The following is a 13,496-nucleotide window of genomic DNA, read 5'->3' as shown; positions in this document are numbered from 1 at the left end:
GCTGATATGGCCGAAATGCGGGCTGTCGCTTCAGGAATGGCTGGTTAAGATCAGACTTTTCCCACGGATGAAGCCGGCATGAATTTTTCGCAATTACTCAAGGAAGTCCGCCTGCATCCCCAGGCGGTTTCCATTCCTGCCAGCTGGGCTCAGGGGCGTGCCTGTTTCGGTGGCGTGATGGCGGCCCTGCTGTACGAGACCATGCGTGCCAAGACCTCGCCCGGTCGCCCGGTGCGTTCCCTGGCAATCACCTTTGTCGGGCCGGCCGAGCCTGATGTGCCGATCAGTTTCGAAGTGGAACTGCTGCGTGAAGGCAAAGCGGTCAGTTCGCTGCTGGGCCGTGCGGTACAAAACGGCCAGGTGGTGACGCTGATGCAGGGCAGCTTCGGTGGCGGGCGCAGCTCGGAGATCGATGTTCCGGCATTGCCTGCTGTAGAAATGAGCAGCCTGGAAGCGGCTTCGCCCGCGCTCCCGTACATCAAAGGCATCACCCCGGACTTCATGCAGCATGTGTCGCTGCGCTGGGCAATTGGCGGCATTCCGTTCAGCAACACCCCCTCGCGCAATATGGGCGGCTGGGTGCGCCTGCGGGACGAGGGCGGCGATGAAACGCTGAGTGAAGCGCACTTGCTGGCGCTGGTCGATGCCTGGCCTTCGACGCTGCTGTCGCACCTGAAAAAGCCGGCCGCTGCCAGCACCCTGACCTGGACGGTCGAGTTCATTCAGCCAGTGCCCAGCCTGACCACCCTGGACTGGTGCCGGTACTGCGCGCAGACCGAGCATGCCCGTGATGGCTACGGGCATGCGGCAGCGGCCCTGTGGACTGCTCAAGGCGAGTTGCTGGCGATCAGCCGGCAGACAGTGACCGTCTTCGCCTAGTGGCGATGACGGTCCCTCCAGGCGCGCCACCAGGCACCGCTGAGGACAAAGCGCGGAAAGGTGATGAACTGCTCCACCAGTAACCGGCCGATGGCGTCCTTGCGGTCGCTGAACGGTTCCGGTTGCTGCGCTTCCAGTCGATGGCCCTGGCGCTGCATGCCCAGGCCGGCGATCAGGGCGATGACGCCAACGGCCAGTTGCCCCAGGTCCAGTGAGAACAACCCGGAGAGCACCAGCAGCACGCCAAGGATGAACAGCGGCACGGCGATCAGGTGCAACACCAGGTTGGTCGGGTTGCGGTGGTTGTGGTGGTAGCCACGCCATTGCCAGGCGTGCAGGTTGGGTAAGCGTTTGTTCATGGGCTGTTCCTCAGGCTACTGTCTGAAGAATAGTGCGGCCCCCGTCAGGGGGCCAATGAGCGCCAGCTATCGGGCTTATAGCTTGAGCTGACCGATGGCTTTGTTCAGTTCGCCTGCCAGGGTCGCCAGTTCGCTACTGGTGGTCGCCGAGTCGACGGTTTGTTGCACGGTTTCTTCGGTGACGTCGCGAATGCTCACCACCGCCCGGTTCATTTCTTCTGCCACCTGGCTTTGCTGTTCGGCGGCCACGGCGATCTGCGTATTGCTTTCCCGCATCTGCGCCACGGCGCTGGTGATCTCTGCCAGGGCTGCCCCGGCTTCCTGTGCCTGCTGGACGCAATCGTCGGCTTTGAAGGAGCTTTCCTGCATGAAGTCCACGGCGTCACGGGTGCCGGCTTGCAGGGCCGAGACCATGGTGGTGATCTCATCCGTCGAAGCTTGTACGCGCTTGGCCAGGTTACGCACCTCGTCGGCGACGACGGCAAAGCCGCGGCCCAGGTCGCCAGCGCGGGCGGCTTCGATGGCGGCATTGAGGGCCAGCAGGTTGGTCTGTTCGGCAATGCTGTGAATCACCCCGACCACGCCGTTGATCTTCTGGCTGTCTTCGGCCAGTTGCCGAATCATCTCGGCGGTTTGTTGCACGCCACTGGACAGGCCGGAAATCGAGGTTTGCACTCGGCTAACCACCGCCTGGCCGCTGCCGGCGAGGGAGTCGGCGGACTGCGACAGGTCGCGCGTGGCGCCGGCATGCTGGGCAATGTGATACACCGTGGCCGACATCTCGTTGATGGCGGTGGCAGCCTGATCGGTTTCGCTTTGCTGGCCGAGCATGCCGTGGCGCACTTCGCTCATGCTCGCGGCCAGGCGTGCGGCGCCTGAATCCAGTTGTGCAGCGGTGCGGGCCACGGTAGTGACCACGCGATGGTAGGTGGTCTGCATGGCGTTGAATGCACTGGCCATCTGGCCAACCTCGTCGCCGCAGGCCAAGGGCACCCTGGCCGCCAGGTCGCCGGTCTTTTCCACATGCAGCATCACATCCTTGAGGGTGTTGAGCTGACTGAGCAGGAAGCGAATGAGCAGTTGAGAGGCGCAGAGCATCGCCAGCATCAGGATCAGCACGCACACCGCGTAGTTGGTGAAACGATCGGTAAACACCTGGAGCAGGCTGGGCGAGGGCGCCAGCACAGCGATCTGCTGGCCGTCGCGGCTTATCACCTGGGCACCGCTGACAGGGTCGGTGCCTGTCAGTGCCAGGCCCTGTAGCTCGACCCAGCCTTGGGCGTTGGCCAATGACTGGAGCGACTCGCCCGCATAAGCGGGTACCTGCCCGGCAGGGTATTTCAGCCACAAAGGGTTGTTGGGCAGCGGTTGCCCGGCGGGCCAGGCCGCCAGCAGTTGCGCCTCGGCGCGGGCTTTGGCCTGCGCATCCTGCGCGCGGGCCTGTTGTTCAAGGTGCACGGCATAGAGCACAAGGAACAGGGTAGTGACAAAGGCCACCGCATTGACGGCCCAGAACTTGTATTTCAGGGAGATATTGCTAAGCCAGGCACCCATAGAAGGTCTTCTCTGATTGAGCTAACGCATTGTTGGCAAGGTGCCATCATTGTGCCGTGCCGCTCAGAGAAGCGTGTTGATATGCGTCAAACAATCGCAGGCAGGTTAAAGAACGCGCGTGCGCAGGCCGTCGTGTGGGCGGCCAGGTCCTCGATACTTTCACCCCGGTGCAAAGCGACTTCGCGCACCACTTCGGTGAGAAATGCCGGTTCGTTGCGGCCACTTTTGGGTTTGGGGCGCAGGGTGCGCGGCAGCAGGTAAGGCGCATCGCTTTCCAGCATCAGGCGGCCGCGGGGAATACTGGCGACCAGCGGGTGAAGGTGTGTACCGCGGCGCTCGTCGCAGATCCAGCCGGTGATGCCGATGTGCAGGTCGAGGTCGAGGTAGCTGAACAGCGCCTCGCGCTCGCCGGTAAAACAGTGCACCACGGCCGCTGGCAGGTGATCACGGTAATCCTTGAGGATCGCCAGCAGTCGCTCGCTGGCATCGCGCTCATGCAGAAACACCGGCATCTGCAGTTCGACTGCCAGGGCCAGTTGTGCTTCCAGGGCTTTTTCCTGAAGTGGGCGCGGGGAGAAGTCGCGGTTGAAATCCAGACCACACTCGCCCACCGCCCGCACGCGAGGTTGCTCCAGCAGGGCGCGCAGCTGCCGACTGCTGTCGGCATTCCAGTGGCTGGCATCGTGGGGGTGAACACCCGCGGTGCTGAACAGCCGCTGGGCACTTTCATCCAGCTGAAGACACAGTGCCAGCGCCTCTTCACTACCTTGCAGGCTGGTACCGGTGACCATCATTTGCAGCACCCCGGCAGCCTCGGCGCGCTCGAGAATGGCCAGGTGCTTTTCGGCAAAACTTGGATTGGTCAGATTGACGCCGATGTCGATGAGTTGCATGGTGCTACCTCAGGCCGGGGGCCGGCCAGCATAACAAAGCTCGACGAAATTCGATAAATCCAAGAACTTCAACGAGTTGTCGTGGTCTTTTGCGGTCTTTTGTCATGTATTGACTGCAAACTATGGCGTCAACCACACACGCGCGGACCTTGAACCGGATGACCCGAGCGCTGTTTTTGTTGATTGTGCTGAGCCTGGGGCTGCTGCCGGCAGGGCCGGCCAGCGCGCGCCTGCCCGGCCCGCAGCAGACGGTGTCCAAGACCCAGGTCCGCGACCTGGCGCAGATCCGCAGCAGCCGGGTGCTCAAGGTGCTGGTCAATCAGAGCCGCAACAGCTCCGGCGAAGTCAAGGGTGAGCCGGTGGGCGTTGAGTACCATCGCCTGCGTGCCTTTGAACACTACCTCAATGGCCGCGCCCGCGACGGCGAGGAAATCCGCCTGAAAATCATTCCCCGGGCCAAGGACCAGCTCCTGGCCGCCCTGCAGCGCGGCGAAGCCGATCTGGTCGCGCCAGGCGAGCTGCTGGACCCAACCTCCACGCGCGGCCTGGTGGCCAGCGATCCGGTGGTCGACAACGTGCCGATGGTGCTGGTGGGGCGCAAGGGTGAACGCAGTTATCAGCGGGTGGAACAATTGTCTGGTCGCACCCTGGCGCTGACCAGCGCCAGTGCCGCAGGCGACACCCTGCATGAAATCAACCAGAAGCTGGCCCTGCGCAAATTGCCGCCGATCAAGGTGGAATGGGTCGACCCGACGCTGGCGGTGGAAGATGTGCTGGAAATGGTCCAGGCCGGTATCTTCCACCTGACTGTTGTCGAGCAGCCGATTGCCGAGCGCTGGGCGCGGGTCATGCCCAAGCTGCGGGTCGAGCGCAAAGTGCAGGTGGCGGCGCCGGAGGCGATGCGCTGGTATGTGCGGCGCGATGCGGTGATGCTGCATGCCACGGTCGATCGCTTCCTGCAAGGTTATCGACCGCCGGAAAACCAGGATGCGGCTTTCGAACGTATCTATAGACGCCTGTACCGGGTGCACAATCCGTTGGCCCGCACCGACCGTAAACGCCTTGAGGCCCTGCGTCCGGTATTGCAGCGTCATGCCGCCGAACAGAACATCGACTGGTTGAACCTGGCGGCAGTGGCGTTCAAGGAGTCTTCGCTCAACCCTTCGGCCCGCGGCGCCGGAGGCACCCACGGGCTGATGCAGATCACCCCCAGTGCGGCGCAGCGGGTGGGGGTAAGCAACATCAGCAATGTCGACGGTAACGTTCAGGCCAGTGCGCGCTATATGGCACTGATCCGGCGCAAATTCTTCTCCAGCAACCAGCTCAACGAGCGTGAGCGCATGGCTTTTACCCTGGCGGCCTATAACCTTGGCCCGGAGCGCGTCCAGGCGATGCGCGCCGAAGCGCGGCGCCGTGGCCTCAATGGTAATCAATGGTTCTTCCAGACCGAACGCATTGCCATGGAACAGGTGGGCATGGGGCCGGTCAGCTACGTCAACAGTGTGAACAAATACTTCCTGGCCTTTGACCGCGAACGTGCGTCACTGGAGCCGCAAGGGCGCAAGGTAGTGGGTCGTAAATAATCTAATTTATCGATTGTTATATCGCAAATATTGCGATTTTAACATTTGTAGATTTGATTAATATGGCGCCCATACCTACTCAACATCCCTAAGGAAGCGTCATGAACATCCATTCCCTGAACATCGTATTCGCCAGCCGTGCCAGCTGGGGCCTGAGCATCATTCGGATCATCGTCGGCATCATTTTCATGGCCCACGGTGCACAAAAGCTCTTTGGCCTGTTTGGCGGTGGCGGGCTGGCCGGGACGGCCCAGTTCATGGAAAGCCTGGGCCTGGCACCGGGGCTGCTGATGGCGCTGTTGTCGGGTAGTGCGGAGTTTTTTGGTGGCCTGGCACTGGTGATTGGCCTGCTGGTGCGTCCAGCCGCTTTGGCCCTGACCGTGACGCTGGTGGTGGCGATCTTCTCTGCGCACATCGGTAATGGTTTGTTCATGGCCAACAACGGCTACGAGTTTGCCCTGGCGCTGATGGCGGGTACGGTGGCAGTCATGATTGAAGGTGCAGGTAAAGCCTCGCTGGATCGACTGATCGCACGCTGAATCCATACCCCCGACTAAAGGCGGCCTGCAGGGCCGCCTTTTTTGTATCCGCTTATGTTGACATCCGCCCTGCAGCTTCTCTAGGATGCTGACTTGCGCCGATTTAAACAGCTACTTGCGGGGCGCAGGAGAACCTCCCCCGGTTCACCGAATACCGCTAAAGCGCTGGTTCGGTGACGCCTCCCACCGCAGCCCAGCGGGATCTGCGAGGCGGAGAAATACTCCATGAGTTGTCCACGTACCAGTGTCTGTTTGACGCCCTTGCCTGCAAGCCAGGCCACCCGCGTGCCGCGCATCCTGCTGGGCGGTAGCCACCAACCTACACTCCTGCGATACCTGGATGGCTGGCCGCGCCGCAAGGGCAGCGCCACTGCATTCCTGATCCAGTTTGCCGACAACCGCACCTCGCTTGGCCAGTTCGCCAACGACCGGTTTGACCTGGCCGTGATCCAGTCCCCCAGCGCCGAAGACGCCATCGAAGTGATCGGCCATCTGACCCGGGTTGCCCGGCAAGGTCTGATTACCCGCGGTTGAGCACCCCGTTGCTGCGTTACCCTCGCCACCTGTCAGGCGCCTTGCGGTTTGTCCGGCTGGCCGTAGGTAACGCTGTTGATGTACCAGGTGGCTTCACCGCCAGGCGTCTGTACCACCACCTCGTCATCCTTGCCTTTTTTCAGCAGTGCGCGGGCCATCGGCGAATCGATCGAGATGTAGTCGTTGCGCCCGTAGATCTCGTCGTAGCCGACGATCCTGAATTTTTTCAGCTCGCCTTCGTCATTTTCGATTTCCACCCAGGCACCAAAGAACACCTTGCCTTCCTGCTCGGGGGAGTAATCGACGACTTTCGCGTCTTCCAGGCGTTTACGCAGGTAGCGTACCCGCCTGTCGATCTCGCGAAGCAGCTTCTTGTTGTACTGATAGTCCGCGTTTTCGCTGCGGTCTCCGAGCGAAGCAGCCCAGGCAACCTTGGCGGTGATCTCCGGGCGATAGGTGCGCCACAGGTGATCCAGCTCGCTTTTCAGTGCTTCGTAGCCTTCTCGGGTGATGATGTTGGTAGCCAAGCGTTGTCCTTAATAGAGCGGTGGCGAGGGCATGCTCAGGGGTGTCCACGATAGCTCATCGCGTCCAACTGTTCAGCTCTCGCGCAGCACTTTCAGCGGGCTGGCATTGAGCGCCCGGCGGGTGCCAAAAACCCCGGCACCGCCGATCAGCACGGCACCGATCACCGGCAGCAACAGCAGCCAGGGGTGCGGGCTCCAGCTCAGGTCGAAGGCGTACCGGTAAAGCAGCAGGGTAATCAGCTCACAGCCAATGGCGGCCAGCAGGCCACTGGCAGCACCCAACAAGCCGAACTCGATACGCCGTGCCTTGATCAGCAAACTGCGCCCGGCGCCGAGTGCGCGCAGCAGGGCGCCCTGGCGAATGCGTTCGTCAAGTGTGGCCTGCAAACCGGCAAACAGCACAGCCAGGCCTGCCGCCAGGACAAACAGCAGCACATACTCCACCGCCAGCGTGACCTGGGCGAGGATGCTGCGCAGTTGCGCCAGCAGTGCGTCGACCTGCAGCAGGGTAACTGCCGGGAATGCCCGTGACAGTGCGACGACCTGCTGGTCGTGCCCGGGGGCGAGGTAGAAGCTGGTCAGGTACGTAGTGGGAAGGCCCTGCAGGGTACCGGGCTGGAAAATCATGTAGAAGTTGGGCTGAAAACTGTCCCAGTTGACGGTGCGCAGGCTGCTGACCACGGCCTGGCGCTGTTCGCCGCCAATGATGAAGGTGAGCTGATCGCCGAGCTTGAGCTTGAGGCTCTGGGCCAGTTCGCCCTCGACCGATACGCCGGGCAGATGAGCGTCTGCAACCGGTTCGCGCTGCCACCACTGGCCCTCGCTCAACGCATTGCCCTGAGGCAGTTCGGCCGCCCAGGTCAGGCTCAGGTCGCGCTGCACGGCGCGATCGCCGGTGGATTCCTTGCTGACGATCTGTTGCACGGCCTGGCCGTTGATTTCCGTCAGGCGCCCCGGAATCACCGGGTACAGCGGTGCTGCCTCGGCGGAGAATTCGCTCAGGCGTTCGGCGAAGGTGTTTTTGTCGTCGGGCAGGATGTTCAACGCAAAGTAGTTTGGCGCGTCCTTGGGCAACTGGTTTTGCCAGGTGTCGAGCAATTCGGCACGCAGCAGGGCAATCAGGGCCATGGCCAGCAGGATCAGGCCAAAGGCAAGGGCTTGTCCGGCAGCGGCCAGCGGGTGGCGAAGCAATTGCCCCAGGCCCAGGCGCCAGGCCAGTGGCGAACCGGCCAGCAGGCGCCGCAAGCTGCGCAGGCCGAGCAGCAACAGGCCGCCGAGCAGTACCGCCGCCACCAGGCCGCCGCCGAGCAGGGCAAAGGTCAGCAGCAGGTCCAGGCTCAGCCGCCACATGATCAGGCCCAGCGCCAACAGGGCAGCACCGTAGACCAGCCAGCTGCTCGGTGGCACCGGTAACAGGTCGCGGCGCAGCACCCGCAAGGGTGGCACCCGGCCGAGTGCTGCCAGCGGCGGCAGGGCGAAGCCAGCCAGAGCCACCAGGCCGGTGGCGATGCCGGCCAGCGCCGGTGCCAGGCCGCCGGCAGGGATTTGTGCGGGCATCAGGCCTTGCAGCAACTTGAACAGGCCCAGCTGGGCCAGCCAACCGAGTACGGCGCCGCCGAGTGCTGCCAGGCTGCCGAGTATGGCCAGCTGCAGACAGAACAGGCCCAACGCCTGGCGGCGGGAAAGGCCCAGGCAGCGCAGCAGGGCGCTGGCATCGAAGCGGCGGGTGGCGAAACGGCTGGCGGACAGGGCGACGGCCACGCCGGCCAGCAGCACCGCGACAAGGCTGGCCATGTTCAGGTAGCGCTCGGCCTTGCCCAGCGCGCCGCCGATCTGCCGGTTGCCGTCACGTGAATCCTGCAGGCGCTGGTTGGGCGCGAGGTTCTTGCTGACGCTGTCCCGGTAGCTGGCCAGTGCTTCAGCCTCGCCCCGCCAGAGGTCGCGGTAGGTCACCCGGCTGCCAGGCTGTACGACACCGGTAGCGTCCAGGTCGGCAAGGTTTATCAGCACGCGAGGCGTCAAACTGTAGAAGTTGCCGGCACGATCCGGCTCATAGGTCAGCACGCGACTCAAGCGCAATGTCTTCATGCCGACATCGACGCTGTCGCCGATCTTCAGGTCCAGGGCAGCCAGCAAACGCGGTTCTACCCAGGCTTCACCCGGTGCCGGGCCGCCGCCGCTGGTTTCGCTGGCATAGGGTTGGTCGGCGCTGCGCAGCGCCCCGCGCAGCGGGTAGGCGCTGTCGGCAGCCTTGATGCTCGACAACTGAATACCGTTATCGGTGGCGATGACGCTGGAGAATTCGACCACCTGGGCGTGCTGCAACCCGGCAGCCGTGCCCTTGGCAATCTGCTCGGGCTGGGCGGGTGAGCTGCCTTGCAGTACCAGGTCGGCGCCAAGGAATTCGGTAGCGCGCAGCAGCATGGCGCCATTGAGGCGTGCGCCGAAGTAACCGATGGCGGTACTGGCCGCGACCGCCACCAGCAGGGCGAAAAACAGCACGCGCAATTCGCCGGCGCGGGCATCGCGCAGGAGCTGGCGTAACGCCAGGGCCAACAGACGGATAAACGGCAGACGTGCCATCAAGGCTCCAGCGGCGCGACCAGATGGCCGGCGTCCAGGCGAATGAGACGACGGCAGCGTTGAGCCAGGCGTTCGTCATGGGTGACCAGCACCAGGGTGGTGCCGCGTTCCTTGTTCAGATCAAACAAAAGGTCGCTGATGCGCTCGCCGGTGTGGCTGTCGAGGTTGCCAGTAGGCTCGTCGGCGAACAGCACTGCAGGCTCGGCGGCGAAGGCGCGGGCAATCGCCACCCGTTGCTGCTCGCCACCGGACAGCTGGCGCGGGGAGTGGCTCAGGCGCTGACCGAGGCCAACGCGCTCGAGCAGGGTGCGGGCATGCTCGCGGGCATCGCGGCGACCGTCCAGCTCCAGGGGCAACATGACGTTCTCAAGGGCATTGAGGCTGTCGAGCAGCTGGAACGACTGGAACACAAAGCCGACATGCTCGGCGCGCACCCGGGCACGCTGGTCTTCATCCAGCTGGCTGAGGTCATGACCGGAGAGGGTTACCGAGCCGGCACTGGGCAGGTCGAGGCCGGCCAGCAAGCCGAGCAGGGTGGATTTTCCCGAACCCGAGGCGCCGACAATGGCCAGGCTGTCGCCCTGTTTCAATTCCAGCGAGAGTTCGTGCAGGATGGTCAGGTCGCCTTCCGCGCTGGGGACCACTTTGCTAAGGTTGCGCGCACTGAGAATGCTGGGGCCCATGGAGAATCCGATGCGAGTGTGGTTATTGAGTGCTGGCTTGGCCTTGATGTGCATGGCCCAGGGCGCAGCGGCAGGTACCGTGCTGATTGTTGGCGATAGTATCAGTGCCGCTTTCGGCCTGGATACCCGCCAAGGCTGGGTCGCACTGCTTGAGCAACGCCTGAAAACCGAGGGAATCGATGCCCGGGTGGTCAACGCCTCGATCAGTGGCGACACCAGTGCAGGCGGCCAGGCGCGGCTGCCGGCGCTGCTTGCAGAGCATAAGCCGGCATTGGTGGTGCTGGAGCTGGGCGGTAATGACGGCCTGCGCGGGCAGCAGCCCAATCAATTGCAACAAAACCTTGCGGCGATGATCGACCGCGCACGGGAGTCCGGGGCCAAGGTGCTGTTGTTGGGCATGCGTTTGCCGCCCAATTATGGCAAGCGTTATACCGAGGCCTTCGCCCAGGTTTATGCCAACCTCGAACGCGAGAAACAGGTGCCACTGGTACCGTTTTTTCTCGAAGGGGTGGGCGGGGTGCCCGAGCTGATGCAGGCCGACGGCATTCATCCCGGGCCGGGTGCTCAGGCGCGATTGCTGGAAAATGCCTGGCCGCAACTAAAACCGCTGCTTTGACGCTTTTATACTGACCGGCTTTCGGCTAATGTGGCGCCCCCGATTTGGAGCCCCCGATGCCGCGTCCCGCCTGGTCCCTGTATGCCTATCAATTGATCGAGCCTGACGAACAGCTTGACCTGTTCGCCTGCCAGGAGATCCGCGTCCATCTGGTGGCCCGTCAGCTCGAACTGGGCGGCTCGGCCGACCGCACCCTGTGCGGCACGTTGTTGCCGGCGCAGCCGCGCTGGTCGCTGGTCGAACGTACTATTTACCGCGATCGCCGCCTGTGCACCCTGTGCCGGGCCATTCTCGACGCCCAGCGTCGCGGAACGCGCCCGGTATGGCCGCAGCTCTAAGCGCCCGATAGCGCCTTTCATCCCCTGTAACGCCTTCGGCCCCCCGGATTACTCCCGATTGTGCCGGGGGCGGTGTACAATCGTCGTCTTGACCTTACTGAATTAGCGAAGGATTTCCCGGATGTTGCCGCGCTTTCCCGCCGTCACCCGTTGCCTGTCCCTGGCCGCCCTGCTGGCGGCAGGCCCTGCTGCTGCGCTGGAGTTTCCCCTGCCACCGCCCGGCGAAGACGTCATTGGCCAGGTCCAGGTGATCAAGGCCAAGTACGAAGACACGTTTGCCGACATCGGTACGGCCAACGACCTGGGGTACCTGGAAATGATCGCCGCCAACCCCGGTGTAGACCCATGGCTGCCGGGCGCGGGTACAGAGATCGTCCTGCCGACCCGTTTCATCCTGCCGCCAGGCCCGCGTGAAGGCATTGTCATCAACCTGGCCGAGTACCGCATGTACTACTACCCGAAAGGGCAGAACGTCGTGCACACCTACCCGCTGGGGATCGGGCGTGAAGGCTGGGGTTCGCCCATCGCCAACACCAAGGTAACGGCCAAGACGCCGAACCCTACCTGGACGCCGCCAGCGTCGATCCGTAAAGAGCACGCCGCAGACGGCGACATCCTGCCGGCTGTAGTGCCTGCCGGCCCGGACAACCCGCTGGGGCCGTTCAAATTCACCCTCGGTGTACCTGGCTACCTGATCCACGGCTCGAACAAGAAGTTCGGCATTGGCATGCGTACCAGCCATGGCTGCTTCCGCATGTTCAACAACAACGTGCTGGAACTGGCCAAGATGGCGCCGGTGGGTGTCGCGGTGCGCATCATCAACGAGCCGTACAAGTTCGGCTTGAGCGCTGGCAAGGTCTACCTCGAAGCCCATACGCCGCTGGACGACAAGGGTGATCCTTCGGTGGTCGACAAGCACACTGCGGTCATCAATGCTTTGCTCAAGCGTGAAGACCTGGCCAACAACATGCGCATGAACTGGGACATGGTTCGCGATGTGGTGGCTGCCGAGGACGGCATGCCGGTGGAAATCGCGGTGCCAACCACCACTGCGCAACCCATGGTTTCCAGCGTTCCGTTTGACATGCAGTAACGCCTGAACTGTTGCATCCGAGGCCTGCCATTGAGCAGGCCTCGTCGTTTTTGCGAGTTGCCGTTACTTTCCGCCGGGCAATAAAAAAGCCGACCCACAAGTGGGTCGGCTCCAAATAAAAATCCCGAGGGATAATTACTTACGGCTGGCTTTGTCCAGCATACGCAGAGCGCGCTCGTTAGCTTCGTCAGCGGTCTGTTGTGCTTTTTGAGCAGCAGCCAGAGCGTCGTCAGCTTTGCGGTAGGCTTCGTCAGCGCGAGCTTGTGCACGAGCAGCTGCGTCTTCAGTAGCGGTCAGACGAGCTTCGGTTTCTTTGGATACGCTGCTGCAACCGGTAGCCAGAACTGCGGCCAGAGCCAGAGCAGAAAATTTCAGAACGTTGTTCATCGTGTTCCCCTTCAAGGACTTTCTATTAAATAGCCATCTCTCAGCAAAGAGAAACTAGCCGGTGTACATAGTACCCATTACTTGTAGTAAGTAAACTGACAGAGCGCAAGAACTGCAAAAAAATACGCCCGTCCCGGGACCTTCACAGCCTGTGTAGAAAAACTGTGAAGGCGCCGCCGCAGCGGCTGTATTCAAGTGTAGCAAGTGTGTATTTTTGTTGAACTAAAGGTGACTTAAAGTGTCATCCAACGTCTTAACACTACAACATCCGGCAACTGTTCAGGGCACTGCCCGCGGCCAGGCCAGCTGGCTGCAAGTGCACGATTTTACGACCAGACGCCTTGAGTATCCGGGCCCTGGGCGCCTACTATTTGTACGTGCTCTTTTGCCAGAGAACGACCATGCTGTTCTTGCTGTCCAAATGGGCACGGGGTGGCGTAGAGGTTCCTTCGCCGGACAAACATCGGTAAGGTAGGGGTCTAATCAAAAGACCCGCAAGGAGTAGTGATGAGCGAGGCGTTGTCCATCCACCATGACCAGGCCGGTCATCAATTCGAGACCAGTGTGGACGGTCATCGTGCTTACCTGACCTACATGGACCTGGGTAAACAGACCCTGGATATCTACCGCACCTTCGTTCCCAATGCGTTGCGGGGCCGGGGTATTGCTGCGGCGCTGACCGAAAAGGCGCTGCAGTACGCAGAAGACATGGGCTACACCGTGATTCCGTCATGCTCGTACGTGGAACGTTACATGGAGCGCCAGCAGCGGCACTCCACCAAGGCCTGAGAATCGCGAAGGGCAGCCAGGCGGCTGTCATTCACAACGCAGACACAAAAACGCCCGGCCAAGCCCGGCGGGTTTGTTTGTGGGGGGCACGGGGGGGTTGGCGGTGGCCGCCCCGCGGTGGGGTTTGGGGGGCAGGGGG

15 protein-coding genes are annotated in these 13,496 nt (G+C 62.4%); 8 read left to right on the top strand and 7 right to left on the bottom strand.

The window, feature by feature from the left end; all coding sequences use genetic code 11:
• Nucleotides 1-78 precede the first annotated feature (78 nt).
• The gene (locus I5S59_RS25035; protein ID WP_197878961.1) at nucleotides 79-879 is read left to right on the top strand and encodes an acyl-CoA thioesterase; all 801 of its coding nucleotides are present in this window, start codon (nucleotides 79-81) and stop codon (nucleotides 877-879) included.
• Here the strand turns inward: I5S59_RS25035 and I5S59_RS25030 are convergent.
• The 3 genes from I5S59_RS25030 to I5S59_RS25020 all read right to left on the bottom strand — a co-directional run bounded on the left by I5S59_RS25030 (nucleotide 876) and on the right by I5S59_RS25020 (nucleotide 3,685).
• Nucleotides 876-1,238 (bottom strand): Mpo1-like protein, encoded by a 363-nt coding sequence (locus tag I5S59_RS25030; protein WP_128324545.1) that lies wholly within the window; start codon nucleotides 1,236-1,238, stop codon nucleotides 876-878. The genes I5S59_RS25035 and I5S59_RS25030 overlap by 4 nt on opposite strands.
• 75 nt (nucleotides 1,239-1,313) lie before the next feature.
• The gene (locus I5S59_RS25025) at nucleotides 1,314-2,792 is read right to left on the bottom strand and encodes a methyl-accepting chemotaxis protein (protein ID WP_197878960.1); all 1,479 of its coding nucleotides are present in this window, start codon (nucleotides 2,790-2,792) and stop codon (nucleotides 1,314-1,316) included.
• 86 nt (nucleotides 2,793-2,878) lie between these two features.
• Complete coding sequence (locus I5S59_RS25020; protein ID WP_197878959.1) at nucleotides 2,879-3,685, bottom strand: TatD family hydrolase; 807 nt, start codon at nucleotides 3,683-3,685, stop codon at nucleotides 2,879-2,881.
• Between the two features lie 158 nt (nucleotides 3,686-3,843).
• Here I5S59_RS25020 and I5S59_RS25015 point away from each other — a divergent pair, with 158 nt between their 5' ends.
• The 3 genes from I5S59_RS25015 to I5S59_RS25005 all read left to right on the top strand — a co-directional run bounded on the left by I5S59_RS25015 (nucleotide 3,844) and on the right by I5S59_RS25005 (nucleotide 6,341).
• Nucleotides 3,844-5,268: a transglycosylase SLT domain-containing protein gene (locus I5S59_RS25015; RefSeq protein ID WP_197878971.1), complete on the top strand. Its 1,425-nt coding sequence runs from the start codon at nucleotides 3,844-3,846 to the stop codon at nucleotides 5,266-5,268.
• A gap of 101 nt (nucleotides 5,269-5,369) precedes the next feature.
• Entirely contained in the window at nucleotides 5,370-5,807 is a 438-nt protein-coding gene (locus tag I5S59_RS25010; protein ID WP_197878958.1) for a DoxX family protein, read from the top strand.
• Nucleotides 5,808-6,032: 225 nt separating this feature from the next.
• Nucleotides 6,033-6,341 (top strand): hypothetical protein, encoded by a 309-nt coding sequence (locus I5S59_RS25005; RefSeq protein WP_197878957.1) that lies wholly within the window; start codon nucleotides 6,033-6,035, stop codon nucleotides 6,339-6,341.
• Between the two features lie 32 nt (nucleotides 6,342-6,373).
• Here I5S59_RS25005 and greB read toward each other — a convergent pair whose 3' ends face one another.
• The 3 genes from greB to I5S59_RS24990 form a co-directional block, all read right to left on the bottom strand.
• Nucleotides 6,374-6,868, bottom strand: coding sequence for a transcription elongation factor GreB (greB, locus tag I5S59_RS25000; protein WP_197878956.1), 495 nt, complete (start codon nucleotides 6,866-6,868; stop codon nucleotides 6,374-6,376).
• A gap of 72 nt (nucleotides 6,869-6,940) precedes the next feature.
• Nucleotides 6,941-9,451: an ABC transporter permease gene (locus I5S59_RS24995; RefSeq protein WP_197878955.1), complete on the bottom strand. Its 2,511-nt coding sequence runs from the start codon at nucleotides 9,449-9,451 to the stop codon at nucleotides 6,941-6,943.
• On the bottom strand, nucleotides 9,451-10,134 hold the full coding sequence (locus tag I5S59_RS24990) for an ABC transporter ATP-binding protein (protein ID WP_197878954.1): 684 nt from the start codon (nucleotides 10,132-10,134) through the stop codon (nucleotides 9,451-9,453). The genes I5S59_RS24995 and I5S59_RS24990 overlap by 1 nt, the downstream gene beginning before the upstream one ends.
• Nucleotides 10,135-10,144: 10 nt before the next feature.
• On the opposite strand from I5S59_RS24990, the gene I5S59_RS24985 reads away from it, so the two are divergent.
• The 3 genes from I5S59_RS24985 to I5S59_RS24975 all read left to right on the top strand — a co-directional run bounded on the left by I5S59_RS24985 (nucleotide 10,145) and on the right by I5S59_RS24975 (nucleotide 12,181).
• Nucleotides 10,145-10,750, top strand: coding sequence for an arylesterase (locus I5S59_RS24985; protein ID WP_197878953.1), 606 nt, complete (start codon nucleotides 10,145-10,147; stop codon nucleotides 10,748-10,750).
• 56 nt (nucleotides 10,751-10,806) lie between these two features.
• Nucleotides 10,807-11,088 (top strand): hypothetical protein, encoded by a 282-nt coding sequence (locus I5S59_RS24980; protein WP_197878952.1) that lies wholly within the window; start codon nucleotides 10,807-10,809, stop codon nucleotides 11,086-11,088.
• Nucleotides 11,089-11,209: 121 nt separating this feature from the next.
• Entirely contained in the window at nucleotides 11,210-12,181 is a 972-nt protein-coding gene (locus I5S59_RS24975; protein ID WP_197878951.1) for a L,D-transpeptidase family protein, read from the top strand.
• 135 nt (nucleotides 12,182-12,316) lie between these two features.
• On the opposite strand, the gene oprI is transcribed toward I5S59_RS24975, so the two are convergent.
• Nucleotides 12,317-12,568: an outer membrane lipoprotei OprI gene (gene oprI, locus I5S59_RS24970; RefSeq protein WP_003259780.1), complete on the bottom strand. Its 252-nt coding sequence runs from the start codon at nucleotides 12,566-12,568 to the stop codon at nucleotides 12,317-12,319.
• 507 nt (nucleotides 12,569-13,075) lie between these two features.
• On the opposite strand from oprI, the gene I5S59_RS24965 reads away from it, so the two are divergent.
• Nucleotides 13,076-13,357, top strand: a complete 282-nt coding sequence (locus I5S59_RS24965; RefSeq protein WP_028941432.1) for a GNAT family N-acetyltransferase — start codon at nucleotides 13,076-13,078, stop codon at nucleotides 13,355-13,357.
• Nucleotides 13,358-13,496: the final 139 nt, after the last annotated feature.

Source organism: Pseudomonas alkylphenolica, assembly GCF_016009175.1.
GTDB classification, from domain to species: Bacteria; Pseudomonadota; Gammaproteobacteria; order Pseudomonadales; family Pseudomonadaceae; genus Aquipseudomonas; species Aquipseudomonas alkylphenolica_B.
Note: the sequence above shows the minus strand (reverse complement) of the source record. Positions and strands in the feature narration are given on the sequence as shown.